We start from the raw sequence: 23,066 nt of genomic DNA, 5'->3' as shown, positions 1-23,066 counted from the left end.
CCCCGCGAAATATCGTGTAACCCGGGTCGCGCCGGCGCTGCCTTTGCAGGCAGACCAGCGACTGGCCCCACAGATCAGGACATGCCATGACGAAGGCTGCAGAGATTCAGCATCTCCAACAACACGGTCTCTATTCGGCGACCAACGAGCATGACGCTTGTGGCGTCGGTTTCGTGGCCCACATCAAAGGCGTCAAGAGCCACGCCATCGTTCAGCAAGGTCTGAAGATCCTCGAGAACCTCGACCACCGCGGCGCCGTGGGGGCCGACAAGCTGATGGGCGACGGCGCCGGCATCCTGATCCAGCTGCCCGACGCGCTGTACCGCGAAGAAATGGCCAAGCAGGGCGTGGCCCTGCCCCCGCCCGGCGAGTACGGCGTGGGCATGATCTTCCTGCCCAAGGAGCACGCTTCCCGCCTGGCCTGCGAGCAGGAGATGGAGCGCGCCATCAAGGCCGAAGGCCAGGTGCTGCTGGGCTGGCGCGATGTGCCGGTGAACCGCGACATGCCGATGTCGCCCGCCGTGCGTGAAAAAGAGCCGGTGCTGCGCCAAGTCTTCATCGGCCGTGGCAACGACGTGATCGTGCAGGACGCCCTGGAGCGCAAGCTGTACGTGATCCGCAAGACCGCCAGTGCCAACATCCAGGCGCTGGGCCTGAAGCACAGCAAGGAATACTACGTTCCCAGCATGTCCAGCCGCACCGTGGTCTACAAGGGCCTGCTGCTGGCCGACCAGGTGGGTACCTACTACATGGATCTGCAGGACGAGCGTTGCGTCTCGGCCCTGGGCCTGGTGCACCAGCGCTTCTCGACCAACACCTTCCCTGAATGGCCGCTGGCCCACCCGTACCGCTATGTGGCGCACAACGGTGAAATCAACACCGTCAAGGGCAACTACAACTGGATGAAGGCCCGCGAAGGCGTGATGTCCTCGCCGGTGCTGGGGGCTGACCTGCAAAAGCTGTACCCGATCAGCTTTGCCAGCCAGTCCGACACCGCCACCTTCGACAACTGCCTGGAACTGCTGACCATGTCGGGTTACCCGATCAGCCAGGCCGTGATGATGATGATCCCCGAGCCCTGGGAGCAACACACCACCATGGACGAGCGCCGCAAGGCCTTCTATGAGTACCACGCAGCCATGCTCGAGCCCTGGGACGGCCCGGCCTCGATCGTGTTCACCGATGGCCGCCAGATCGGCGCCACCCTGGACCGCAACGGCCTGCGCCCTTCGCGCTACTGCATCACCGACGACGATTTCGTGATCATGGGTTCCGAATCGGGCGTCCTGCCCGTGCCTGAGAACAAGATCGTGCGCAAGTGGCGTCTGCAACCCGGCAAGATGTTCCTGATCGATCTGGAGCAAGGCCGCATGATCGACGACGAAGAGCTCAAGGCCGGTCTGGCCAACAGCAAGCCCTACAAGCAGTGGATCGAGAACCTGCGCATCCGCCTCGACGACGTGGCGGCACCGGTGGCTGGCGAGTCGGCTACCCAGGGCTCTGTCGAATCGACCGAGCCGCAGGCGGCCGGCGTTGAATCCTTCAGCGCCGATCTGCTGGACCGCCAACAGGCCTTCGGCACCACCCAGGAAGACATCAAGTTCCTGATGAGCCCGATGGCCACCAACGGTGAAGAGGGCATCGGCTCGATGGGCAACGACAGCCCGCTGGCCGTGCTGTCGAGCAAGAACAAGCCGCTGTACAACTACTTCAAGCAGTTGTTTGCCCAGGTGACCAACCCGCCGATCGACCCGATTCGCGAAGCCATCGTGATGTCGCTGGTGTCCTTCATCGGCCCCAAGCCCAACCTGCTGGACATCAACCAGGTCAACCCGCCGATGCGCCTTGAGGTGAGCCAGCCGGTGCTCGACTTCGCCGACATGGCCAAGCTGCGCAGCATCGAAAAGACCACCCAGGGCAAATTCCGCAGCTACACCCTCGACATCACCTACCCCGTGGTGTGGGGCCGTGAAGGCGTGGAAGCCAAGCTGGCCTCGCTGTGTGCCGAAGCCGTGGACGCCATCAAGAGCGGCCACAACATTCTGATCATCAGCGACCGCGCCATCAGCGCCACCCAGGTGGCGATCCCCGCGCTGCTGGCCCTCTCGGCCATCCATCAGCACCTGGTGCGCGAGGGCCTGCGCACCACCGCCGGCCTGGTGGTCGAAACCGGCACCGCCCGCGAGGTGCATCACTTTGCCGTGCTGGCAGGCTACGGCGCTGAAGCCGTGCACCCCTACCTCGCCATGGAAACCCTGCAGGTCATCCACAAGGACCTGCCGGGCGACCTGTCGGCCGACAAGGCGATCTACAACTACATCAAGGCGATCGGCAAGGGCCTGTCCAAGATCATGTCCAAGATGGGCGTGAGCACGTACATGAGCTACTGCGGTGCCCAGCTGTTCGAGGCCATCGGCCTGAACACCGAGACCGTCAACAAGTACTTCACCGGCACCGCCAGCCGTGTCGAGGGCATCGGCGTGTTTGAAATCGCCGAAGAAGCCATCCGCATGCACAAGGCGGCCTTCGGTGACGACCCGGTGCTGGCCACCATGCTGGATGCGGGCGGCGAGTACGCCTGGCGCGCCCGCGGCGAAGAGCACATGTGGACGCCTGACGCGATTGCCAAGCTGCAGCACAGCACCCGCGCCAACAACTGGAACACCTACAAGGAATACGCCCAGCTCGTCAACGACCAGTCGCGTCGTCACATGACCCTGCGCGGCCTGTTCGAGTTCAAGGTCGATCCAAGCAAGGCCATTCCGCTGGAAGAGGTCGAGTCGGCCAAGGAAATCGTCAAGCGTTTCGCCACCGGCGCGATGTCGCTGGGTTCGATCTCCACCGAAGCCCACGCGACCCTTGCCGTGGCCATGAACCGCATTGGCGGCAAGAGCAACACCGGTGAAGGCGGTGAGGATCCGGCCCGTTACCGCCAGGAACTCAAGGGCATCCCGATTGCCCAGGGTGCCACGCTCAAGAGCGTGATCGGCGAATCGCAGGTCGAGGTCGATCTGCCGCTGCAGCCGGGCGACTCGCTGCGCTCCAAGATCAAGCAAGTGGCCTCGGGCCGCTTCGGTGTCACCGCCGAATACCTGTCGTCGGCCGACCAGATCCAGATCAAGATGGCCCAGGGTGCCAAGCCCGGTGAAGGCGGCCAGCTGCCTGGTGGCAAGGTGTCCGAGTACATCGGCAAACTGCGTTACTCGGTGCCCGGTGTGGGCCTGATTTCGCCCCCGCCGCACCACGACATTTACTCGATCGAAGATCTGGCCCAGCTGATCCACGATCTGAAGAACGTGGCACCGCACTCCAGCATCAGCGTCAAGCTGGTGTCTGAAGTGGGTGTGGGCACCATCGCGGCAGGTGTGGCCAAGTGCAAGAGCGATCACGTGGTGATCGCCGGTCATGACGGCGGCACTGGTGCCTCCCCCTGGTCCTCGATCAAGCACGCCGGCGGCCCGTGGGAAATCGGCCTGGCCGAAACCCAGCAGACCCTGGTGCTGAACCGCCTGCGCAGCCGCATCCGTGTGCAGGCCGACGGCCAGATGAAGACGGGCCGCGACGTGGCCATCGGCGCACTGCTGGGCGCTGATGAGTTCGGCTTCGCCACCGCCCCGCTGGTGGTCGAAGGCTGCATCATGATGCGCAAGTGCCATCTGAACACCTGCCCGGTGGGCGTGGCCACGCAAGACCCGGTGCTGCGCGCCAAGTTCTCGGGCAAGCCCGAGCACGTGGTGAACTACTTCTTCTTCATCGCCGAAGAAGTGCGCCAGATCATGGCCCAACTGGGCATCCGCAAGTTCGACGACATGATCGGCCGCGTGGACCTGCTCGACATGAAGAAGGGCGTTGAGCACTGGAAGGCCCAGGGCCTGGATTTCAGCCGCCTGTTCGCCATGCCCCAGGTGGGCCCGGAAGTGTCGCGCTTCCACATCGAAAACCAGGACCACGGCCTCGACAAGGCCCTCGACAATGTGCTGATCGCCAAGTCGCGCGCAGCCATCGACAAGGGTGAGAAGGTCCAATTCATCGAAGTGGCCCGCAACGTGAACCGCTCGGTCGGCGCCATGCTGTCGGGTGCCCTGACCAAGGTGCACCCGGAAGGCCTGCCGGACGACACGATTCGCATCCAGCTCGAAGGCACGGGTGGTCAGTCGTTCGGTGCCTTCCTGGCCCGCGGCATCACCATGTATTTGATCGGTGACGCCAACGACTACACCGGCAAGGGCTTGTCGGGCGGCCGCGTGGTGGTGCGTCCGAGCATCGACTTCCGCGGTGAATCGTCGCGCAACATCATCGTCGGCAACACCGTCATGTACGGTGCGACCAGCGGTGAGGCTTTCTTCAGCGGCGTGGGCGGCGAGCGTTTCGCCGTGCGTCTGTCGGGTGCCACGGCCGTGGTCGAAGGCACGGGTGACCACGGTTGCGAGTACATGACCGGTGGCACCGTGGCCGTGCTGGGCAAGACGGGCCGCAACTTTGCTGCCGGCATGAGCGGTGGCATTGCCTACGTCTATGACGACGACGGCAGCTTTGCCAGCCGTTGCAACACCGCCATGGTGACCCTCGAGAAGGTGCTGCCGGCGGCCGAGCAAGAGGCCAGCATCGACCGTGCCGTCTGGCACCGCGAGCAGACCGACGAAGCCCAGCTCAAAAAGCTGCTGGAAGACCACCACCGTTGGACCGGCAGCAAGCGCGCCCGCGAACTGCTGGACAGCTGGGCTGAGGCGCGCGCCAAGTTCGTGAAGGTGTTCCCGACCGAATACAAGCGTGCCCTGGGCGAAATCAACGCCAAGAAACAGGCGGTTGCCACCACGGCCAAGGCCAAGGCATCGGCCAAAGAAGCCGCCGCAGCCAAGTAATCCGACCGACCACACGAATCAAGGACTCAGACATCATGGGAAAAGTCACTGGCTTCATGGAATTTGAGCGCATCGAAGAGGGCTACAAGCCCGTTGCCGAGCGCCTGAAGCATTACAAGGAATTCGTCGTCGGCCTGGACGAGTCGCAAGCCAAGGTGCAGGGTGCACGCTGCATGGATTGCGGCACACCGTTCTGCAACAACGGCTGTCCGGTCAACAACATCATTCCGGACTTCAACGACCTCGTGTACCGCGGCGATTGGCAGAACGCCATCGAAGTGCTGCACAGCACCAACAACTTCCCTGAGTTCACGGGCCGCATCTGCCCGGCGCCTTGCGAAGCTGCTTGCACGCTGAATGTGAACGACGACGCCGTGGGCATCAAGTCGATCGAGCACGCGATCATCGACCGCGCCTGGGCCGAGGGATGGGTGCAGCCCCGTCCGGCCAAGCACAAGACGGGCAAGAAAGTGGCTGTCGTGGGCTCTGGCCCCGCCGGCATGGCCGCCGCCCAGCAACTGGCACGCGCCGGCCACGATGTGACCCTGTTCGAAAAGAACGACCGCATCGGCGGCTTGCTGCGCTATGGCATTCCTGACTTCAAGATGGAAAAGTCGCACATCGACCGCCGCGCCAAGCAACTGGAGGCCGAAGGCGTGACCCTCCGCACCAGCGTGCTGGTGGGCAAGATGCCCGAAGGTTCCAAGGTGACCAACTGGGCCAAGGAAACCATCAGCCCCGAGCAGCTCAAGAAGGATTTTGATGCTGTGCTGCTGACCGGCGGCTCTGAGCAGTCTCGCGATCTGCCCGTGCCGGGTCGTGACCTGGACGGCATCCATTTCGCGATGGAATTCCTGCCCCAGCAGAACAAGGTCAATGCGGGCGACAAACTCAAGGGCCAACTGCGCGCCGAGGGCAAGCATGTCATCGTGATCGGTGGCGGTGACACCGGCAGCGACTGCGTGGGCACCAGCAACCGCCACGGCGCGGCCAGCGTGACCCAGTTCGAGGTCATGCCCCAGCCGCCCGAAGTGGAAAACCGTCCGCTGACCTGGCCTTACTGGCCGCTGAAGCTGCGCACCAGCTCCAGCCACGACGAAGGCTGCACCCGTGAGTTCGCCATCTCCACCAAGGAGTTCATCGGTGACAAGGGCAAGGTCACCGGCCTGAAGACGGTGCATGTCGAGTTCAAGGACGGCAAGCTGGTCGAGATTCCGGGCACCGAGAAAGAGTACAAGGCTGATCTGGTCCTGCTCGCCATGGGCTTCGTGAACCCGGTGGCCACCATCCTGGACGGTTTCGGTGTCGACAAGGACGCCCGTGGCAACGCCAAGGCCAGCACCGAGTTCACCGGCGGTTACGCCACCAACGTGGCCAAGGTTTTCGCTGCAGGCGACATTCGCCGCGGCCAGTCGCTGGTGGTCTGGGCCATCCGCGAAGGGCGCCAGGCCGCTCGCGCCGTGGATGAGTTCTTGATGGGCTTCAGCGACCTGCCACGCTGATCGTCAGCCTGACCAGCCTCATTCACAAGAGGTGAATCAACAACGCTCCCCTGGTGGGAGCGTTGTTGTATCTGAGGGTCAATCCGGGCTTGACCAAGTGTTCACCCGGATCCTTTATGATTCAGAACCGCCGGGCCCCGTCCGGCGTTTTTGCTTCATGTCCTCAACACCTACCCCTTCTTTAGTCGAATTGCGCGACCTGACCTTCGGGTATGGGGAGCGTGTCATTCTGGACGGCGTTTCGCTGACCATTCCACGTGGCAAAGTCACGGCCTTGATGGGCGCCTCAGGCGGCGGCAAGACCACCGTGCTGCGCCTGATCGGTGGCCAGGTTCGGCCCCAGGCCGGCGAGGTGAGCTTTGATGGCCAGAACGTGGCGCAGCTCGATCTGGCGGGGCTGTACAAGGTGCGTCGCCGCATGGGCATGTTGTTCCAGTTCGGGGCGCTGTTCACCGACTCCAGCGTGTTCGACAACGTGGCCTTCCCCCTGCGTGAACACACCGACATGCCTGAAGCCCTGATTCGCGACATCGTGCTGATGAAGCTCAATGCCGTGGGCTTGCGCGGCGCCCGTGATCTGATGCCGAGCGAAGTCTCGGGCGGCATGGCTCGGCGCGTCGCCCTGGCGCGCGCCATCGTGCTTGACCCGGAGTTGGTCATGTATGACGAGCCTTTTGCAGGACTGGACCCGATCTCGCTGGGCACGGCCGCGCGCCTGATCCGCGAGCTCAACGACGCCATGGGCCTGACCAGCATCATTGTTTCGCACGATCTTGACGAGACCTTCCACATTGCCGACAAGGTCATCGTGCTGGCCAATGGCCGCATCGTGGCCCAGGGCACACCTGATGAGGTGCGACACAGCGACGATCCGCTGGTGCACCAGTTCGTCAATGCCCTGCCTGAGGGGCCGGTGCGTTTCCACTACCCGGGCCCCAGCGTGGCCGATGACTTTGGCCCAGGCCAGGGGGGCAGGGCATGAGCTGGTTCAACCCTTCCGATGTCGGGCTGGCCACGCGCCGGCAACTGGCTGCGATCGGCCACGGCGCCCGTCTGTTTGCCCGCCTGGTAATGGACTTTGGCGCCTGCATGCGTCGTTTCAGTCTGGTGCGCGATCAGATTCATTTCCTGGGCAACTATTCCCTGGCCATCATTGCGGTGTCCGGCCTGTTCATCGGCTTTGTGCTGGGTCTGCAGGGCTTCAACATCTTGCAGCGCTACGGGTCGTCCGAAGCCCTGGGTCAGTTGGTCACGCTGTCTCTGGTGCGCGAACTGGGGCCCGTGGTCACGGCCTTGCTGTTTGCCGGGCGCGCCGGCACCTCGCTCACGGCAGAGATCGGCCTGATGAAGGCCGGCGAGCAACTCAGTGCCATGGAAATGATGGCAGTCGATCCGGTGCGCCGCATTCTGGCGCCGCGTTTCTGGGCGGGCGTCATCACCTTGCCCTTGCTCACCGCAGTGTTCAGTGCTGTGGGCGTGATCGGTGGCTGGGTGATTGCAGTGCCTCTGATCGGGGTCGATTCGGGCTCGTTCTGGAGTCAGATGCAGGGCGGGGTCGATGTGTGGTCCGATGTGGGCAATGGCGTGATCAAGAGCGTGGTGTTTGGTTTCACCGTGACCTTCACGGCCCTGCTGCAGGGCTTTGAGGCCATGCCCACGCCCGAAGGGGTGTCGCGTGCCACTACCCGTACCGTGGTCGTGGCATCGCTGGCCGTGTTGGGCCTGGACTTCATCCTGACCGCACTGATGTTCAGTGTTTGAGATTCAACCGGGTTGGCTGTCTGGCCGACCCTCGACGTAGCAAAGGAGAGTGTTGTGCAACGCTCCAAAAATGATATCTGGGTAGGTCTGTTCGTTCTGCTGGGTCTGGGTGCGGTGGTGTTTCTGGCACTGCAGTCGGCCAATCTGCTGAGCCTGAATTTCCAGTCCACCTACAGGGTCACTGCGAAGTTCGACAATATTGGCGGGCTCAAGCCTAAAGCTGCTGTCAAGAGCGCAGGGGTGGTGGTCGGTCGCGTGGAGTCGATTGTTTTCGACGACAAGTCCTTCCAGGCCCAGGTGGCCTTGGCCCTGGAAAATCGCTATGCCTTCCCCAAGGACAGCTCGTTGAAGATTTTGACGGCTGGCCTGTTGGGCGAGCAGTACATCGGAATCGAGGCGGGTGCTGACGAGAAGAACCTGGCACCGGGCGACAAGATCGGAACGACGCAATCGGCCGTGGTCCTGGAGAACCTGATCAGCCAGTTCCTGTACAGCAAGGCTGCAGACGGCCCTTCAACGCCGGCCAACGGAGCTAAAAAGTAAAAATGAGTGACGATCCTAAAAATATGAATTTGAACCGCGCTGGAGGATGGCTGCGCATGGCCATGGCTGCGGTGGTCTTGGCCGTGCTGGCTGGCTGTGCCACTGGCCCGGGCAAAAACCCGCGCGACCCGCTGGAGCCCTTCAACCGTGACATGTCGCGCCTCAACGATGCCGTAGACAGCGCGGTGTTCAAGCCGGTGGCCACCGCCTACCGGGAGGTCACCCCTTCGCTGGTGCGCACGGGGGTGAACAACTTCTTCTCCAACCTCGGTGAAGTCTGGTCCTTCGTCAACAACGTGTTGCAGCTCGATTTGAAGGGTTCGGCCGACACGGCTTTGCGCTTTGGCTTCAACACGATCTTTGGGCTGGGGGGCACGCTGGACATCGCCAGCGAGATGCAGATCGAACAGCACAAGCAGGATTTCGGGCAAACCCTGGCGCGCTATGGCGTGCCCACCGGGCCGTACATCGTGCTGCCCATCCTGGGCCCGTCCACCTTGCGCGACACCGTGGCCCTGCCGATCATCTGGAAGGGTGACGTCGTGACGCACATCGACCACGTGCCCACTCGCAACTCGCTTTACGCCCTGCGCGTGGTGTCGATCCGCTCCAATCTGCTGGGGGCCAGCCGTGTGCTCGACGAGGCGGCCCTGGACAAATACTCCTTCACCCGTGACGTCTACCTGCAACTGCGCGACAACGAACGCCTGCATGGCCGGGGCCGTCCCGATGAGGATGATGGCGCGCTGCCACCCGAACCGCTTCCGTGAGGTTGACCGGGTGCGCGGACCGTTTGTCGTCCGCCGCCGGGTCTGAACCGTTATCACTCCGTGGCTGATGCCGCTTTGAAAGGATTTCTATGCAACGACGTACTCTTGGCGCATGGCTGGTGGCCGCGGCCGGTGCCCTGTCCCTGGCACTTCCTCTGACCGCCCTGGCTGCCGACGAAGCTCCGGATGCGCTGATCAAGCAGCTGTCCACTGACGTGCTCGACACCATCAAGACCGACAAGGCCATTCAAGGCGGCGACACGGCCAAGCTGGTGGCGCTGGTCGACACCAAGATCATGCCGAATGTGAACTTCCCGCGCATGACGGCTGCTGCGGTGGGCCCAGCCTGGCGCCAGGCCTCGGCCGAGCAGAAGGCCCGTCTGCAGGAAGAGTTCAAGACCTTGCTGGTGCGCACCTATTCGGGCGCGCTGGCGCAGGTGTCTGACCAGTCCATTTCCATCAAGCCCCTGCGTGCGGCAGCTGACGATACCGATGTCGTGGTGCGCAGCGAGGTGCGTGGCAAGGGGGACCCGATCCAGCTCGATTACCGCCTCGAGAAGACCCCTGGCGTGGGCGCTGGCTGGAAGATCTACAACCTCAATGTGATGGGGGTGTGGCTGGTTGAGACCTACCGCAGTCAGTTTGCCCAGGAAATCAATGCCAAGGGCATCGACGGCCTGATCGCCACCCTGACTGAGCGCAACAAGGCCAACAACGCCAAGAAGGGCTGATGGTGCTGGTCCTGCCTGCCGAATTGACTCACGCCCAGGCCGGGGCTTGCCTGGGCATGCTGGTGCAAACCCTGCGGCGGCATGCCGAACCGCAGGTGGTGGCTGATGCCTCGGCCACCACCGTGTTTGATTCTTCAGCCTTGGCGGTGCTGCTGGGTTGCCGGCGCGAGGCGCTGGCCCTGGGCAAGACCTTTGCGGTGCAGGGGCTGCACCCTCGGCTGGCCACGCTGGCCCAGCTTTACGGCGTCGGCGAACTGCTGCCGGCCGCCTGAATTCAGCATGGCATGACCCTGCGTCTTGTCGGGGCCGCAGGTCTCAGGAAACAGCGTTGCGAGCCCTGGGCTTAAAATCCCAAGTCTCCATGCCTGCAGTCTCATTCCAATCGGTCTCCAAGACCTTCTCCACCCCCCGCGGGCCTTTCCAGGCCTTGAACGATGTCAGCTTCGACATCGAAGAAGGGGAATTCTTCGGCCTGCTCGGCCCCAACGGCGCGGGCAAGACCACCTTGATCAGCATTCTTGCGGGGCTGGCTCGTGCCAGCTCGGGGCGAGTGCTGGTGCAGGGGGCAGATGTTCAGGTCGACTACGCTGAAGCCCGGCGTCGCCTGGGCATCGTGCCCCAGGAACTGGTGTTCGATCCGTTCTTCTCGGTGCGTGAGTCACTGAAAATCCAATCAGGCTATTTCGGGGTGAAGAACAACGATGCCTGGATCGATGAGCTGCTGGAGAGTCTGGGCCTGGCCGACAAGGCCAAGTCGAACATGCGCCAGCTATCGGGTGGCATGAAACGCCGTGTGCTGGTGGCCCAGGCCCTGGTGCATCGGCCCCCCATCATCGTGCTCGATGAGCCCACTGCCGGCGTCGACGTGGAATTGCGTCAGACCCTGTGGCAGTTCATTGCCCGCCTCAACAAGCAGGGCCACACCGTTTTGCTGACCACCCACTACCTCGACGAAGCCGAAGCCCTGTGCGGGCGCTTGGCCATGCTCAAGCAAGGCCGGGTGGTGGCCCTGGAGCGCACCTCCGAGCTGCTGAGCCGGGCCTCGGGCAATGTGCTGCGTTTCAAGGTGGATGGCGAATTGCCGGCCTCTTTGCAGGCGCAGGCCCGGGTCACCGGGCGCATCGTCCAGTTGGCGGTGCACGATGCCGCTGACATCGAGCGCAGCCTGGCCCTGGTGCGAGAGTCGGGTCTGGTGGTCGAGGATATCGAGGTGCGCAAGGCCGACCTGGAGGATGTCTTCATCAGCGTCATGGCGGGCAGCCGCCAGACCGCGCAGGAGGTGGCAGCATGAACGGCTGGCAAACCCTGCTCTACAAAGAAGTGCTGCGCTTCTGGAAGGTCAGCTTCCAGACGGTGGCCGCGCCGGTGCTCACGGCCGTGCTGTACCTGATGGTTTTCGGCCATGTCCTTGATGAGCGCGTCCAGGTGCATGAGGGGGTGTCGTACACCGCCTTTCTGATCCCGGGGCTGGTGATGATGAGCGTGCTGCAGAACGCTTTTGCCAACAGCTCTTCCTCGCTGATCCAGAGCAAGATCATGGGCAATCTGGTGTTTTTGCTGCTGACCCCGCTGTCGCACCGTGCCTGGTTTGTGGCCTATGTCGGCTCCTCGATGGTGCGCGGCCTGGTGGTGGGCCTGGGGGTTTTGATCGTCACCGCGGTGTTTGCCTTGCCGGGTTTCGTGGCGCCGCTTTGGATCGTCGTGTTTGCGGCGCTGGGCGCCTCGATGCTCGGCGCGCTGGGTCTGATCGCAGGACTGTGGGCCGAGAAGTTCGATCAGATGGCCGCATTCCAGAACTTCGTGATCATGCCCATGACCTTTCTGTCAGGCGTGTTCTATTCGATCCATTCGCTGCCTCCATTCTGGCAGCAGGTCAGCCATCTGAACCCGTTTTTCTACATGATCGACGGCTTCCGTTACGGATTCTTCGGGGTCAGTGATGTGTCGCCCTGGCTCAGTCTGGCCCTCGTCGGCAGTGCCTGGCTGGTCATCTGTGGCATTGCACTGCACCTGCTGCGCACTGGTTACAAGATTCGCAGCTGAGCCGCATCCTGACGGCCCACGCCCACGGGTTGTCCGGGGCGTTGTCTCCAACCCATTTGCCTCCCACCATGACTTCTGACGATCTTCAAACAATCATTGCCGCCGGCCTGAATTGCGACCACCTCGTGGTCGAGGGCGACGGTCGCCATTGGTACGCCACCATCGTGTCGGCCGAATTCGAAGGCAAGCGCGCAATCCAGCGCCATCAGCGGGTCTATGCCACGCTCGGTGAGAAAATACGCACCGACGAGGTCCACGCCTTGTCCATGAAGACCTTCACGCCCGCGGAGTGGGCTGCCCAGCCGCGCTGAGCGCCTGGACACCACCGTCGGTGCTCTGGAGCCAAGCTCACGCCCTCTGACCCTTTCAACCCCTGATGGACAAACTCCTCATCCGCGGCGGCCGTTCCCTGAATGGTGAAGCCCTTGTATCCGGTGCCAAGAACGCGGCCTTGCCCGAACTGTGCGCCGCCTTGCTGACCGAGGAGCCTGTCACCCTGGACAACGTGCCCCGCCTGCAGGACGTGGCGACCATGCTCAAGCTCATGCGCCACATGGGCGTGCTGGCCGAGCAGAGCGAGCAGGGCACGGTGCGTCTGGACGCCTCCGCGCTCACCCAGCCTGAGGCACCTTACGAACTGGTCAAGACCATGCGGGCCTCGGTGCTCGCGCTGGGCCCTTTGCTGGCCCGCTTCGGTCGTGCCCGGGTGTCCTTGCCTGGCGGGTGTGCGATCGGGTCGCGTCCGGTGGATCAGCACATCAAGGGCCTGCAGGCCATGGGGGCCGACATCCAGGTCGAGCATGGCTACATGGTGGCCCGCCTGCCCGCAGGTCAGACCCGGTTGAAGGGCGCCCGCATCACCACCGACATGGTGACCGTCACCGGCACTGAGAATTTCCTCATGGCCGCCACCTTGGCCGAGGGCGAGACGGTGCTTGAAAACGCCGCCCAGGAGCCCGAGATCCAGGACCTGGCCGAGATGCTGATCGCCATGGGTGCCCGCATCGAAGGCCAGGGCAGCAGCCGCATCAGCATTCAGGGCGTTCCGCGTCTGCACGGTGCGCGTCACGCGGTGGTGGCCGACCGCATTGAGGCCGGTACCTTTTTGTGTGCCGTGGCGGCCACGGGCGGCGATGTGTTCCTGCGCCATGGCCGTGCCGAGCACCTTGACGCGGTGATCGAGAAGCTGATCCAGGCGGGTGCCTCGGTCACGGCCCATGAGGGCGGCATCCGCGTCCAGGCCCCAGGGCCTGCGGCCAGCTACTGCAAGGCCCAGAGCTTTCGCACCACCGAGTACCCGGGCTTCCCGACCGACATGCAGGCGCAGTTCATGGCGCTGAACTGCGTCTCGGGCGGTGTGTCGCGGGTGACCGAGACGATTTTTGAGAACCGCTTCATGCACGTGGACGAACTGGTCCGACTGGGCGCCCACATCCAGACCGATGGCAAGGTGGCGATCATCGAGGGCGTACCGCGCCTGTCGGGGGCCCAGGTCATGGCCACGGATCTGCGTGCTTCGGCCAGCCTGGTGATTGCCGGTCTGGTGGCCGAGGGCGAGACCGTGGTGGACCGCATCTACCACCTCGACCGTGGCTACGATCGCATGGAAGAAAAACTGCGCGGCCTGGGTGCCGACATCGAACGAATCCGCTGACCCCGGGGAAAGACCAGACACATGATTACGCTCGCCCTCTCCAAAGGCCGCATCTTTGACGAAACGCTGCCGCTGCTTGCAGCCGCCGGCATCGAGGTCACCGAAGACCCTGAAAAATCCCGCAAGCTGATCCTGCCCACCAACCAGCCCGATGTTCGCGTGGTGCTGGTGCGTGCCACCGATGTGCCCACCTACGTCGAGTACGGCGGCGCCGACCTCGGCGTGACCGGCAAGGACACCCTCATCGAGCACGGCGGCCAGGGCCTGTACCAGCCGCTGGACCTGCGCATCGCGCGCTGCCGCATGAGTGTGGCCGTGCGGGCCGATTTCGATTACGCGGGCGTCGTCAAGCAGGGCTCGCGCCTGCGTGTGGCCACCAAGTACACCTCGATTGCCCGTGACTTCTTTGCCACCAAGGGCGTTCACGTCGATCTGATCAAGCTCTATGGCAGCATGGAACTGGCGCCGCTCACGGGCCTGGCTGACGCCATCGTCGATCTGGTGTCCACCGGCAGCACCCTGAAGGCCAACCACCTGGTGGAGGTGGAGCGCATCATGGACATCAGCTCGCGTCTGGTGGTCAACCAGGCGGCACTCAAGCTCAAGCAAGCCCCCATCCGCCGCATCATCGACGCCTTTGCCGGTGCCGTGAAAGCCGACTGATCCTTTGAAGAAGAACCCCTCGCCCCGGAGCCCCTCGCCATGACCCTGCAAGCCGCCCCCCTTCGCCTGTCGACCGAATCGGCCTCTTTCGAGGCTGACTTCAAGGCCCGCTTGCACTGGTCTGCCGACACCGATGCGGCCATCGAACAGCGCGTGGCCGACATCCTGGCCGACGTGCAGCAGCGTGGTGACGCCGCCGTGATCGAGTACACCCAGCGTTTCGACGGCCTGAGCGTGACCGACATGGCGGCCCTGGAGTTGACCCAGGCTGAACTGAAGGCCGCTTTTGATGGCCTGCCCGAAGTCCAGCGCCAGGCGCTGGAGCAGGCGGCCCGTCGTGTGCGCAGCTACCACGAGGCGCAGAAAAAGGCCTCAGGCGAAAGCTGGAGCTACCGTGATGAAGAAGGCACTCTGCTGGGCCAGAAGGTCACTCCGCTGGACCGTGTGGGCATCTATGTGCCCGGTGGCAAGGCGGCCTACCCCTCCAGCGTGCTGATGAACGCCATCCCGGCCCATGTGGCTGGCGTGGGCGAGATCATCATGGTGGTGCCCACGCCCAAGGGCGAAAAGAACCCGCTGGTGCTGGCAGCCGCCTATGTGGCAGGCGTCACCCGGGCTTTCACCCTCGGGGGAGCCCAGGCCGTGGCTGCGCTGGCGTATGGCACGGCCACGGTGCCGAAGGTCGACAAGATCACGGGCCCGGGCAATGCCTATGTGGCCAGTGCCAAGAAGCGGGTGTTCGGCACCGTGGGCATCGACATGATCGCCGGCCCCAGTGAAATCCTGGTGCTGGCCGATGGCAGCACGCCCGCCGACTGGGTGGCCATGGACCTGTTCAGCCAGGCCGAACACGACGAATTGGCCCAAAGCATCCTGTTGTGCCCCGATGCGGCCTACATCGAGGCCGTCCAGCGCGAGATCGATCGCCTGCTGCCCACCATGCCACGCGCGGCGATCATCGCCAAGTCGCTGAGCGATCGCGGTGCACTGATCCACACCCGCAGCATGGAAGAGGCCTGTGCCATCAGCAACCGAATCGCGCCCGAGCACCTGGAAGTGTCCAGCCGAGAACCGCACCGTTGGGAGCCCATGCTCAAGCACGCCGGTGCCATCTTCCTGGGGGCCTACACCAGTGAGTCGCTGGGCGACTATTGCGCCGGGCCAAACCATGTGCTGCCGACCAGTGGCACGGCCCGCTTCAGCTCACCCCTGGGCGTGTACGACTTCCAGAAGCGCAGCAGCCTGATCGAAGTGAGTGAAGCCGGTGCCCAGACCCTGGGCCTGATCGCGGCCGAACTGGCCTACGGCGAAGGGCTGCAGGCCCACGCCCAGGCTGCTGAGATGCGGCTCAAAACGCCCCGCGCCTGACCCCATGACCTCAAATACCCCCCACCTCGTTCGCGCTCTGGCCAACATCCGTCAGGATGTGCAGTCCATGCACGCCTATGCAGTGCAGGACGCACGCGGCCAGCTCAAGCTGGATGCCATGGAGAACCCGTTCAGCCTGCCCGAACCACTGCAGGCCGCGCTGGGGCAGCGGCTGGGCAGCCTGGCCGTCAATCGCTACCCGGGTGATCGCGTCAATGATCTGAAGGCGGCCTTGGGCCGCCACGCCGGCCTGCCCGAGGGCCATGCCCTGATGTTGGGCAATGGCTCGGATGAGCTGATCTCTTTGCTGGCCCTGGCCTGCGACGTGCCCGGCGCGACCATCCTGGCGCCCCTGCCCGGCTTTGTGATGTACGCCATGAGCGCCCAGTTGCAGGGATTGCGTTTTGTCGGTGTGCCGCTGACGGCCGATTTCGAACTCGACGAGGCCGCCATGCTGGCGGCCATTGCGGAGCACCGGCCGGCCATCACCTACCTGGCCTACCCCAACAACCCCACGGCCAACCTCTGGGACGTCGAAACCATGCGCCGGCTGATCGCGGCGGTGGGCGCGCAGGGCGGTCTGGTGGTCATGGACGAGGCCTACCAACCCTTTGCCAGCCACAGCTGGCTCAGTGAGATCACGGCGCACCCTGAGGCCAATGACCATGTGCTGTTGATGCGCACCCTGAGCAAGTTTGGCCTGGCCGGTATCCGTTTGGGCTACATGATGGGGCGGGCCGAGCTGATCGCTGAAATCGACAAAGTGCGCCCGCCCTACAACATCAGCGTGCTCAACTGCGAGTGCGCGCTGTTCGCTCTTGAACATGCCGAGGTCTTTGCCGAGCAGGCCGCCACACTGCGCCGCGAGCGCGGCCTGTTGCTGTCGGCCTTGCGCGCATGGCCCGGGGTCAAGGCTTGGGACAGCGATGCCAACATGATCCTGGTGCGCGTGCCCGATGCGCTCAAGACCTTCGAAGGCATGCGCTCCCTCGGCGTGCTGATCAAGAACGTTTCTAAAATGCATCCTTTGCTGGCCAACTGCCTGCGCCTGACGGTCGGCTCTGCCGACGACAACGCACGCATGCTGGCGGCTTTCCAGGCCTCTCTATGACCTCCTCCGCACTTGTCCCTGCCGCTTCTTGCGAGCGCACCGCCGAAGTCACCCGCAACACCGCCGAGACGCGCATCCGTGCGCGCGTCAACCTGGACGGGTCGGGTCTGTCCAAGCTCAACACCGGCATCGGCTTTTTTGATCACATGCTCGACCAGATCGCCCGACACGGCCTGATCGACCTTGACATCGATTGTGGTGGCGATCTGCACATCGACGGCCACCACACCGTGGAGGATGTGGGCATCACCCTGGGCCAGGCCTTCGCCCGTGCGGTGGGTGATAAAAAAGGCATTCGCCGCTACGGCCATGCCTACGTCCCCCTGGACGAAGCCTTGTCGCGGGTGGTGGTTGATTTTTCGGGGCGGCCTGGCCTGCACATGGACGTGAAGTTCACCAGTGGCATGATCGGTGCTTTCGATACGCAACTGGCATTTGAGTTTTTCCAGGGTTTTGTCAACCATGCTGGCGTGACCCTGCACATTGATAATCTCAAGGGTGTCAATGCCCATCATCAGTGTGAAACGATCTTCAAGGCGTTTGCCCGGGCTGTGCGGTCGGCACTCGAGCTGGATCCCCGCTCGGCTGGCGTGATCCCGTCCACCAAGGGTTCGCTCTGATGTGATGACCCGGTTGCGGCACTGAAATGCTGCCACCCTCTCCTTGTCAAAGAAATTGAGTCATGAATCCAGTCGCTAATACCGTGGCCGTGGTCGACTACGGCATGGGCAATCTGCGCTCGGTGTCACAGGCCGTCCAGGCTGCAGCCGACCGCTCGGGTGTGAAGGTGATCATCACCTCGCGCCCCGAAGAGGTGCGTGCCGCCACCCGCGTGGTGCTGCCTGGTCAGGGGGCCATGCCCGACTGCATGCGCGAACTGCGCGAATCGGGCCTGCTCGAGTCTGTGCTGGAGGCCGCTGCCACCAAGCCGATGTTCGGCGTGTGTGTGGGCATGCAGATGCTGCTGGACCACAGCGCCGAGGGGGACACGCCTGGCCTGGGACTGATCCACGGTGAGGTGGTCAAATTCGACCTCGCCGGTCGTTTGCAGCCTGATGGCAGTCGCTTCAAGGTCCCGCAGATGGGCTGGAATCAGGTCGCCCAGACCCAGCCGCACGTTTTGTGGGCCGACGTGCCTGACAACAGTTATTTCTATTTCGTGCACAGTTTCTATGCGCGTCCGTCCGACGGGCGCCACAGTGTGGGCGAAGCGGACTACGGCGGGCGCTTTACCGCAGCCATTGCCCGCGATAATATTTTTGCGACCCAGTTCCACCCCGAAAAGAGTGCAAGCCACGGCCTGACGCTCTACCACAACTTCCTTCACTGGAATCCCTGACTTTTCCGCTGCACCCTACGCTGCTCACAGCACCATGCAACTCATTCCCGCGATCGATCTCAAAGACGGCCACTGCGTGCGCCTCAAGCAAGGTGACATGGACCAGGCCACCACCTTTGGTGAAGACCCTGCTGCCATGGCCCTGAACTGGGTCAACCAGGGCGCCCGCCGCCTCCACCTGGTCGACCTCAATGGCGCCTTTGCCGGCAAGCCCCAGAACTATTCGGCCATCAAGTCCATCCTCAAGGCGGTGGGCGATGACATTCCGGTTCAATTGGGGGGGGGCATCCGCGATCTGGACACCATCGAGAAGTACATCGACGGCGGTCTCCGTTACGTGATCATCGGCACGGCAGCCGTCAAGAATCCGGGCTTTCTGAAAGATGCCTGCACCGCATTTGGCGGTCACATCATCGTGGGGCTGGACGCCAAGGATGGCAAAGTGGCCACCGATGGCTGGAGCAAGCTCACGGGTCATGAAGTGGTTGATCTGGCCAAGAAATTCGAAGATTGGGGTGTGGAATCCATCATCTACACCGACATCGGGCGTGACGGCATGCTCTCGGGCATCAACATCGACGCGACCGTCAAGCTGGCCCAGGCCCTGACCATTCCCGTCATTGCCTCGGGCGGCCTGTCGAACATGGCTGACATTGAACAGTTGTGTGCCGTCGAGGGCGAAGGCGTTGAAGGTGTGATCTGTGGTCGTGCGATTTATTCGGGCGATCTCGACTTTGCGGCTGCCCAGGCTCGCGCCGACGAACTGAACGGGCGCAACTGATGCTGGCCAAGCGCATCATCCCCTGTCTGGACGTGACCGGTGGTCGGGTCGTCAAAGGTGTCAATTTCGTCGAGCTGCGTGATGCGGGCGATCCGGTTGAAATCGCGGCCCGCTACAACGAGCAGGGCGCCGACGAACTGACCTTTCTGGACATCACCGCCACCAGTGATGGGCGCGACCTGATTCTTCACATCATCGAGGCAGTGGCCTCCCAGGTGTTCATTCCACTGACCGTCGGCGGTGGGGTGCGCACGGTCGAGGATGTGCGTCGCCTGCTCAACGCGGGTGCCGACAAGACCAGCTTCAACTCGGCCGCCATCGCCAACCCGCAAGTCATCAGTGACGCCTCGGCACGCTATGGCGCGCAGTGCATCGTGGTGGCCATCGATGCCAAGCGCCGTCATGGCGAAGACCTGCTGGCGCGCGGCGAAGGTTGGGATGTCTACAGCCATGGCGGGCGCAAGAACACCGGTCTGGATGCGGTGGCATGGGCCAGCGAGATGGCTCGCCGCGGTGCCGGCGAAATCCTGCTGACCAGCATGGACCGCGACGGTACCAAGGCGGGCTTTGATCTGGCCCTCACCCGTGCCGTGGCCGATGCGGTCAGCGTACCCGTCATCGCCTCAGGTGGTGTGGGCAATCTCGACCACCTGGCTGACGGTGTGCAGCAGGGCGGGGCCGATGCGGTGCTCGCGGCCAGCATCTTCCACTACGGTGAGTTCACGGTGGCCCAGGCCAAGGCGCGCATGGCAGAACGTGGCATTCCGGTGCGTCTCTGAGGTCGTCCACGGCCTCTGACGCCTGCCCACCGCCCGCAACCCGGGGGTGGGCTTTTCCAAATCATCGACAATGGACCCCATGAACTGGTTAGATGAAGTCAAGTGGGATGCCCAGGGCCTGGTGCCCGTGATCGCCCAGGAGCAAGGCAGCAACGATGTGCTCATGTTCGCCTGGATGAACCGCGAAGCCCTGCAAAAGACGGCAGAGCTGGGTCGAGCGGTTTACTACAGCCGTTCACGCCAGCGCCTTTGGTTCAAGGGTGAAGAGTCTGGCCATGTGCAGACGGTGCACGACATCCGGCTGGATTGCGACAACGATGTGGTGCTTCTGAAGGTCACGCAGCAAGGTCATGAGCCCGGCATTGCATGCCACACCGGGCGTCACAGCTGTTTCTTCCAGCAATACGATGCCGCCAAGGCCGGCTGGACGGCGGTCGATCCTGTCCTGAAAGACCCTGAATCCATTTACAAGTGACGTGCGTACCCATGAGTTCCAATGATTCCCTGGCCCGCCTGGCCGCCGTGATCGAGAGCCGCAAGCCTGAGCAGGGCGGCGATCCGGACAAAAGCTATGTCGCTCGTCTGCTGCACAAAGGGCCCGACGCTTTCCTCAAGAAAATCGGTGAAGAGGCGACCGAGACCGTGATGGCTGCCAAGGACGCGGACCACGGTGGCGATCGCAGCAAGATCGTCTATGAGGTGGCCGACCTGTGGTTTCACTCGATGATCGCGCTGGCGCACTATGGGCTGTCTCCGCTGGATGTGATTGCCGAACTGGAGCGCCGTGAAGGCACCAGCGGCATCGAGGAGAAGGCCTTGCGCAAGGTGCAGTCCCGTGAGGCCGATCAGGCCTGACGCTGGATGGTCGGACGTGCCCCTGGTCCGCCCTGACAATGAATGTGTTTCCGCTCTCGGCCCAGTCTGGCCGGAGGGCTGATTTTTGGGGCGCTTGCCACGCCGTCTGGTGTCAAACCAGGCGCAGGTGACGCCCAGCAACCCATGGAGTGCTCGGATGTCGGTGGATGCCAATTGCATTTTCTGCAAGATCGTTGCGGGTCAGATCCCGTCGCGCAAGGTTTTCGAGGATGAAGACCTGTTTGCTTTTCATGACATCGCGCCTTGGGCGCCTGTCCATTTTCTGATCATTCCGAAGCTGCACATCCCGTCGATGGCCCATGTGGGCGCGGAACATGCTTCTCTGCTTGGCAAGATCATGACGCTGGCGCCCAAACTGGCCATGGAGCAGGGATGCAACCCTTATCCGCAGGGCGGTTTCCGCATCGTGACCAACACGGGTGCCGAGGGGGGCCAGGAGGTGCATCATCTCCACGTCCATGTCATGGGTGGTCCGCGGCCTTGGCTGCGGGGGTGATACTTGAGCCCCTGCGCCCAGGGGTTCGCCATCGGCGTCTAAAATCCAGTCAATTCTTCAGGAGAAATCCATGGGTTCGTTTTCTATTTGGCACTGGTTGATCGTGCTGTTGATCGTGGTGATGGTGTTCGGCACCAAGAAGCTCAAGAACATCGGCTCTGACCTGGGGGGCGCCGTGAAAGGCTTCAAGGACGGCATGAAAGAGGGGGGCACCTCCGAGGCGACCCCGCCCGCAGCGGCTGCTCCGGCCGCCCAAGTGGCCCAAGGTGTCGCAGAAAAGACAACGATCGACGTTGAAGCCAAGACCAAGTCCTGAGTTTCAAGTGCTTGCCCGGGGCTGATCCCGGACTTTCCGGCGGGTTGTGATGCAGCCCCAGCCGGCCTTGGGCGCTAGCGCTTTTTAATGGACAGATCCCTTCATGATTGACCTTGGCATTTCCAAAATGGCGCTGATCGGCGCGGTGGCTTTGATCGTCATCGGCCCTGAGAAGCTCCCGCGCGTGGCGCGCACCGTGGGCACCCTGCTAGGCAAGGCCCAGCGTTACGTGAATGACGTCAAGGCCGAGGTCAATCGTTCGATGGAGCTCGACGAGCTTCGCAAGATGAAGGACACCGTCGAGAGTGCTGCGCGCGATGTGGAGAATTCGATCCACACCAGCACCCGAGAGTTCGAGGAAAGCTGGCGTGAAACCACCGATGCCGCCCTGGAAAGTTCAGTGGAGCCGGCAGCCCCGGTGTACCGGCATCCCGGCAAGAACTGGCGCGTCAAGCGGGGCGCCACGCCGCAGTGGTACAAGGCGCGCAGCGGCGTGCGTACCAAGGCCTTGTCTGGGGCGGCCCGGGTGGCCCGGTATCGGCCGCGCAAGTTCAATTGAGCCCGTGCCGGCAAGCACGACCGGTACATTCAATCTTCTGCTCGGCCCGAGTCCCGGTCCGGGGGTCTTCCTCCCTATCACCATCCACCATGTCCGAATCCCCCCAACAAGATGACGAGCTGGCTGGCACCGAGCAGCCTTTTGTGCAGCACCTGATGGAGCTGCGCGATCGCCTGGTGCGCGCGTTGATCGCTGTCGGCGTGGTTGCGCTGGCCTTGGCCTTCTACCCAGGGGCCGGCGAGCTGTATGACCTGCTGGCGGCACCGTTGGTGGCTTACCTGCCCAAGGGCGCTACCCTGATCGCTACCAATGTGGTGTCGCCGTTTGTGGTGCCGATCAAGATCCTGTTCATGGCAGCCTTTCTGATCGCCTTGCCATACGTCCTCTACCAGGTCTGGGCCTTTGTGGCGCCCGGCCTTTATTCGCATGAGAAGAAGCTGGTGTTGCCCCTGGTCATCTCCAGCACCTTGCTGTTCCTGGTGGGGGTGGCTTTTTGCTACTTCTTCGTGTTTGGCAAGGTGTTTTCCTTCATCCAGAGCTTTGCACCCAAATCGATCACGGCAGCGCCTGACATCGAGGAGTACCTGAGTTTTGTGCTGGGCATGTTCCTGGCCTTTGGTCTGGCCTTCGAGGTGCCCGTGGCGGTGATTCTGCTGGTGCGAATGGGCGTGGTCAGCACATCGCAATTGCGCCAGTACCGCGGTTACTTCTGGGTGGCTGCGGCGGTTGGCACGGCCTTGGTGACGCCCCCGGATGCTGGCTCGATGCTCATGCTGCTCGCGGTGGTGGGTGGGTTGTACGAGGTCGGGATTCTGGCGGCTCAGGCTTTCGTCAAGGCCACCAAAGCCCCGGTTGCCGAGGACGAAGCGGCGGCCTCTGAAGGGACGTGATGTGCAGGCAGCTCGACAGAGC

General features: G+C 63.2%; 25 protein-coding genes. All 25 read left to right on the top strand.

Going from position 1 to position 23,066, the window contains the following annotated elements:
- Nucleotides 1-86 precede the first annotated feature (86 nt).
- Nucleotides 87-4,862, top strand: coding sequence for a glutamate synthase-related protein (locus AC3WUT_RS12005; protein ID WP_492347296.1), 4,776 nt, complete (start codon nucleotides 87-89; stop codon nucleotides 4,860-4,862).
- 35 nt (nucleotides 4,863-4,897) lie between these two features.
- The gene (locus AC3WUT_RS12000) at nucleotides 4,898-6,364 is read left to right on the top strand and encodes a glutamate synthase subunit beta (RefSeq protein ID WP_492347295.1); all 1,467 of its coding nucleotides are present in this window, start codon (nucleotides 4,898-4,900) and stop codon (nucleotides 6,362-6,364) included.
- Nucleotides 6,365-6,521: 157 nt separating this feature from the next.
- Complete coding sequence (locus AC3WUT_RS11995) at nucleotides 6,522-7,346, top strand: ABC transporter ATP-binding protein (RefSeq protein WP_492347294.1); 825 nt, start codon at nucleotides 6,522-6,524, stop codon at nucleotides 7,344-7,346.
- Nucleotides 7,343-8,125, top strand: a complete 783-nt coding sequence (gene mlaE / locus AC3WUT_RS11990; protein ID WP_492347293.1) for a lipid asymmetry maintenance ABC transporter permease subunit MlaE — start codon at nucleotides 7,343-7,345, stop codon at nucleotides 8,123-8,125. The genes AC3WUT_RS11995 and mlaE overlap by 4 nt, the downstream gene beginning before the upstream one ends.
- A 54-nt stretch (nucleotides 8,126-8,179) precedes the next feature.
- Nucleotides 8,180-8,668 carry an outer membrane lipid asymmetry maintenance protein MlaD gene (mlaD, locus tag AC3WUT_RS11985; protein ID WP_492347445.1) on the top strand — a complete coding sequence of 163 codons (489 nt, stop codon included), beginning with the start codon at nucleotides 8,180-8,182 and terminating at the stop codon, nucleotides 8,666-8,668.
- A gap of 23 nt (nucleotides 8,669-8,691) precedes the next feature.
- Nucleotides 8,692-9,438 (top strand): MlaA family lipoprotein, encoded by a 747-nt coding sequence (locus AC3WUT_RS11980; protein WP_492347292.1) that lies wholly within the window; start codon nucleotides 8,692-8,694, stop codon nucleotides 9,436-9,438.
- An 89-nt stretch (nucleotides 9,439-9,527) separates the two neighbouring features.
- Complete coding sequence (locus AC3WUT_RS11975; protein WP_492347291.1) at nucleotides 9,528-10,169, top strand: MlaC/ttg2D family ABC transporter substrate-binding protein; 642 nt, start codon at nucleotides 9,528-9,530, stop codon at nucleotides 10,167-10,169.
- 2 nt (nucleotides 10,170-10,171) lie between these two features.
- On the top strand, nucleotides 10,172-10,441 hold the full coding sequence (locus AC3WUT_RS11970; protein WP_492347444.1) for an STAS domain-containing protein: 270 nt from the start codon (nucleotides 10,172-10,174) through the stop codon (nucleotides 10,439-10,441).
- 89 nt (nucleotides 10,442-10,530) lie between these two features.
- Nucleotides 10,531-11,460 carry an ABC transporter ATP-binding protein gene (locus AC3WUT_RS11965; RefSeq protein ID WP_492347290.1) on the top strand — a complete coding sequence of 310 codons (930 nt, stop codon included), beginning with the start codon at nucleotides 10,531-10,533 and terminating at the stop codon, nucleotides 11,458-11,460.
- Entirely contained in the window at nucleotides 11,457-12,212 is a 756-nt protein-coding gene (locus AC3WUT_RS11960) for an ABC transporter permease (RefSeq protein ID WP_492347289.1), read from the top strand. Before AC3WUT_RS11965 ends, AC3WUT_RS11960 begins: the two co-directional genes overlap by 4 nt.
- Before the next feature lie 68 nt (nucleotides 12,213-12,280).
- Nucleotides 12,281-12,523, top strand: a complete 243-nt coding sequence (locus AC3WUT_RS11955; RefSeq protein WP_492347288.1) for a BolA family protein — start codon at nucleotides 12,281-12,283, stop codon at nucleotides 12,521-12,523.
- Nucleotides 12,524-12,588: 65 nt separating this feature from the next.
- Nucleotides 12,589-13,866, top strand: coding sequence for a UDP-N-acetylglucosamine 1-carboxyvinyltransferase (gene murA, locus AC3WUT_RS11950; RefSeq protein WP_492347287.1), 1,278 nt, complete (start codon nucleotides 12,589-12,591; stop codon nucleotides 13,864-13,866).
- A gap of 21 nt (nucleotides 13,867-13,887) precedes the next feature.
- Nucleotides 13,888-14,529, top strand: coding sequence for an ATP phosphoribosyltransferase (gene hisG / locus AC3WUT_RS11945; RefSeq protein ID WP_019576135.1), 642 nt, complete (start codon nucleotides 13,888-13,890; stop codon nucleotides 14,527-14,529).
- Between the two features lie 39 nt (nucleotides 14,530-14,568).
- Nucleotides 14,569-15,897, top strand: coding sequence for a histidinol dehydrogenase (hisD, locus tag AC3WUT_RS11940; RefSeq protein ID WP_492347286.1), 1,329 nt, complete (start codon nucleotides 14,569-14,571; stop codon nucleotides 15,895-15,897).
- Nucleotides 15,898-15,901: 4 nt separating this feature from the next.
- Nucleotides 15,902-17,008, top strand: a complete 1,107-nt coding sequence (hisC, locus tag AC3WUT_RS11935) for a histidinol-phosphate transaminase (protein WP_492347285.1) — start codon at nucleotides 15,902-15,904, stop codon at nucleotides 17,006-17,008.
- Nucleotides 17,005-17,628 carry an imidazoleglycerol-phosphate dehydratase HisB gene (hisB, locus tag AC3WUT_RS11930; protein WP_019576132.1) on the top strand — a complete coding sequence of 208 codons (624 nt, stop codon included), beginning with the start codon at nucleotides 17,005-17,007 and terminating at the stop codon, nucleotides 17,626-17,628. Before hisC ends, hisB begins: the two co-directional genes overlap by 4 nt.
- A gap of 62 nt (nucleotides 17,629-17,690) precedes the next feature.
- On the top strand, nucleotides 17,691-18,347 hold the full coding sequence (gene hisH / locus AC3WUT_RS11925; RefSeq protein WP_492347284.1) for an imidazole glycerol phosphate synthase subunit HisH: 657 nt from the start codon (nucleotides 17,691-17,693) through the stop codon (nucleotides 18,345-18,347).
- A 34-nt stretch (nucleotides 18,348-18,381) separates the two neighbouring features.
- Nucleotides 18,382-19,128 (top strand): 1-(5-phosphoribosyl)-5-[(5-phosphoribosylamino)methylideneamino]imidazole-4-carboxamide isomerase, encoded by a 747-nt coding sequence (gene hisA / locus AC3WUT_RS11920; protein WP_492347283.1) that lies wholly within the window; start codon nucleotides 18,382-18,384, stop codon nucleotides 19,126-19,128.
- Nucleotides 19,128-19,907: an imidazole glycerol phosphate synthase subunit HisF gene (gene hisF / locus AC3WUT_RS11915; protein WP_492347282.1), complete on the top strand. Its 780-nt coding sequence runs from the start codon at nucleotides 19,128-19,130 to the stop codon at nucleotides 19,905-19,907. Before hisA ends, hisF begins: the two co-directional genes overlap by 1 nt.
- Before the next feature lie 70 nt (nucleotides 19,908-19,977).
- Nucleotides 19,978-20,382: a phosphoribosyl-AMP cyclohydrolase gene (hisI, locus tag AC3WUT_RS11910; RefSeq protein ID WP_492347281.1), complete on the top strand. Its 405-nt coding sequence runs from the start codon at nucleotides 19,978-19,980 to the stop codon at nucleotides 20,380-20,382.
- 11 nt (nucleotides 20,383-20,393) lie between these two features.
- Complete coding sequence (locus AC3WUT_RS11905) at nucleotides 20,394-20,762, top strand: phosphoribosyl-ATP diphosphatase (protein ID WP_492347280.1); 369 nt, start codon at nucleotides 20,394-20,396, stop codon at nucleotides 20,760-20,762.
- A 157-nt stretch (nucleotides 20,763-20,919) separates the two neighbouring features.
- Nucleotides 20,920-21,279: a histidine triad nucleotide-binding protein gene (locus AC3WUT_RS11900; protein ID WP_492347279.1), complete on the top strand. Its 360-nt coding sequence runs from the start codon at nucleotides 20,920-20,922 to the stop codon at nucleotides 21,277-21,279.
- Between the two features lie 70 nt (nucleotides 21,280-21,349).
- Nucleotides 21,350-21,595 (top strand): Sec-independent protein translocase subunit TatA, encoded by a 246-nt coding sequence (gene tatA / locus AC3WUT_RS11895; RefSeq protein ID WP_492347278.1) that lies wholly within the window; start codon nucleotides 21,350-21,352, stop codon nucleotides 21,593-21,595.
- Nucleotides 21,596-21,698: 103 nt separating this feature from the next.
- Nucleotides 21,699-22,154: a Sec-independent protein translocase protein TatB gene (gene tatB / locus AC3WUT_RS11890; protein ID WP_492347277.1), complete on the top strand. Its 456-nt coding sequence runs from the start codon at nucleotides 21,699-21,701 to the stop codon at nucleotides 22,152-22,154.
- Between the two features lie 89 nt (nucleotides 22,155-22,243).
- Nucleotides 22,244-23,044: a twin-arginine translocase subunit TatC gene (gene tatC, locus AC3WUT_RS11885; protein ID WP_492347276.1), complete on the top strand. Its 801-nt coding sequence runs from the start codon at nucleotides 22,244-22,246 to the stop codon at nucleotides 23,042-23,044.
- Nucleotides 23,045-23,066: the final 22 nt, after the last annotated feature.

The organism is Curvibacter sp. EU05-FHT14A10 (assembly GCF_058791075.1).
The sequence above is the reverse complement of the archived record's forward strand: the minus strand, read 5'-3'. Positions and strand labels throughout refer to the sequence as shown.

Coding starts and splice junctions, on each gene's coding strand:
- AC3WUT_RS11980 (WP_492347292.1), top strand. CDS start 8,692: ATGAATTTGAACCGCGCTGGAGGATGGCTGCGCATGGCCATGGCTGCG.
- tatB (WP_492347277.1), top strand. CDS start 21,699: ATGATTGACCTTGGCATTTCCAAAATGGCGCTGATCGGCGCGGTGGCT.
- hisG (WP_019576135.1), top strand. CDS start 13,888: ATGATTACGCTCGCCCTCTCCAAAGGCCGCATCTTTGACGAAACGCTG.
- tatC (WP_492347276.1), top strand. CDS start 22,244: ATGTCCGAATCCCCCCAACAAGATGACGAGCTGGCTGGCACCGAGCAG.
- hisH (WP_492347284.1), top strand. CDS start 17,691: ATGAATCCAGTCGCTAATACCGTGGCCGTGGTCGACTACGGCATGGGC.
- murA (WP_492347287.1), top strand. CDS start 12,589: ATGGACAAACTCCTCATCCGCGGCGGCCGTTCCCTGAATGGTGAAGCC.
- AC3WUT_RS11960 (WP_492347289.1), top strand. CDS start 11,457: ATGAACGGCTGGCAAACCCTGCTCTACAAAGAAGTGCTGCGCTTCTGG.
- AC3WUT_RS11905 (WP_492347280.1), top strand. CDS start 20,394: ATGAGTTCCAATGATTCCCTGGCCCGCCTGGCCGCCGTGATCGAGAGC.
- AC3WUT_RS12005 (WP_492347296.1), top strand. CDS start 87: ATGACGAAGGCTGCAGAGATTCAGCATCTCCAACAACACGGTCTCTAT.
- hisF (WP_492347282.1), top strand. CDS start 19,128: ATGCTGGCCAAGCGCATCATCCCCTGTCTGGACGTGACCGGTGGTCGG.
- AC3WUT_RS11965 (WP_492347290.1), top strand. CDS start 10,531: ATGCCTGCAGTCTCATTCCAATCGGTCTCCAAGACCTTCTCCACCCCC.
- AC3WUT_RS12000 (WP_492347295.1), top strand. CDS start 4,898: ATGGGAAAAGTCACTGGCTTCATGGAATTTGAGCGCATCGAAGAGGGC.
- AC3WUT_RS11975 (WP_492347291.1), top strand. CDS start 9,528: ATGCAACGACGTACTCTTGGCGCATGGCTGGTGGCCGCGGCCGGTGCC.
- hisI (WP_492347281.1), top strand. CDS start 19,978: ATGGACCCCATGAACTGGTTAGATGAAGTCAAGTGGGATGCCCAGGGC.
- mlaE (WP_492347293.1), top strand. CDS start 7,343: ATGAGCTGGTTCAACCCTTCCGATGTCGGGCTGGCCACGCGCCGGCAA.
- AC3WUT_RS11900 (WP_492347279.1), top strand. CDS start 20,920: ATGTCGGTGGATGCCAATTGCATTTTCTGCAAGATCGTTGCGGGTCAG.
- AC3WUT_RS11995 (WP_492347294.1), top strand. CDS start 6,522: ATGTCCTCAACACCTACCCCTTCTTTAGTCGAATTGCGCGACCTGACC.
- AC3WUT_RS11955 (WP_492347288.1), top strand. CDS start 12,281: ATGACTTCTGACGATCTTCAAACAATCATTGCCGCCGGCCTGAATTGC.
- tatA (WP_492347278.1), top strand. CDS start 21,350: ATGGGTTCGTTTTCTATTTGGCACTGGTTGATCGTGCTGTTGATCGTG.
- hisC (WP_492347285.1), top strand. CDS start 15,902: ATGACCTCAAATACCCCCCACCTCGTTCGCGCTCTGGCCAACATCCGT.
- hisD (WP_492347286.1), top strand. CDS start 14,569: ATGACCCTGCAAGCCGCCCCCCTTCGCCTGTCGACCGAATCGGCCTCT.
- hisA (WP_492347283.1), top strand. CDS start 18,382: ATGCAACTCATTCCCGCGATCGATCTCAAAGACGGCCACTGCGTGCGC.
- hisB (WP_019576132.1), top strand. CDS start 17,005: ATGACCTCCTCCGCACTTGTCCCTGCCGCTTCTTGCGAGCGCACCGCC.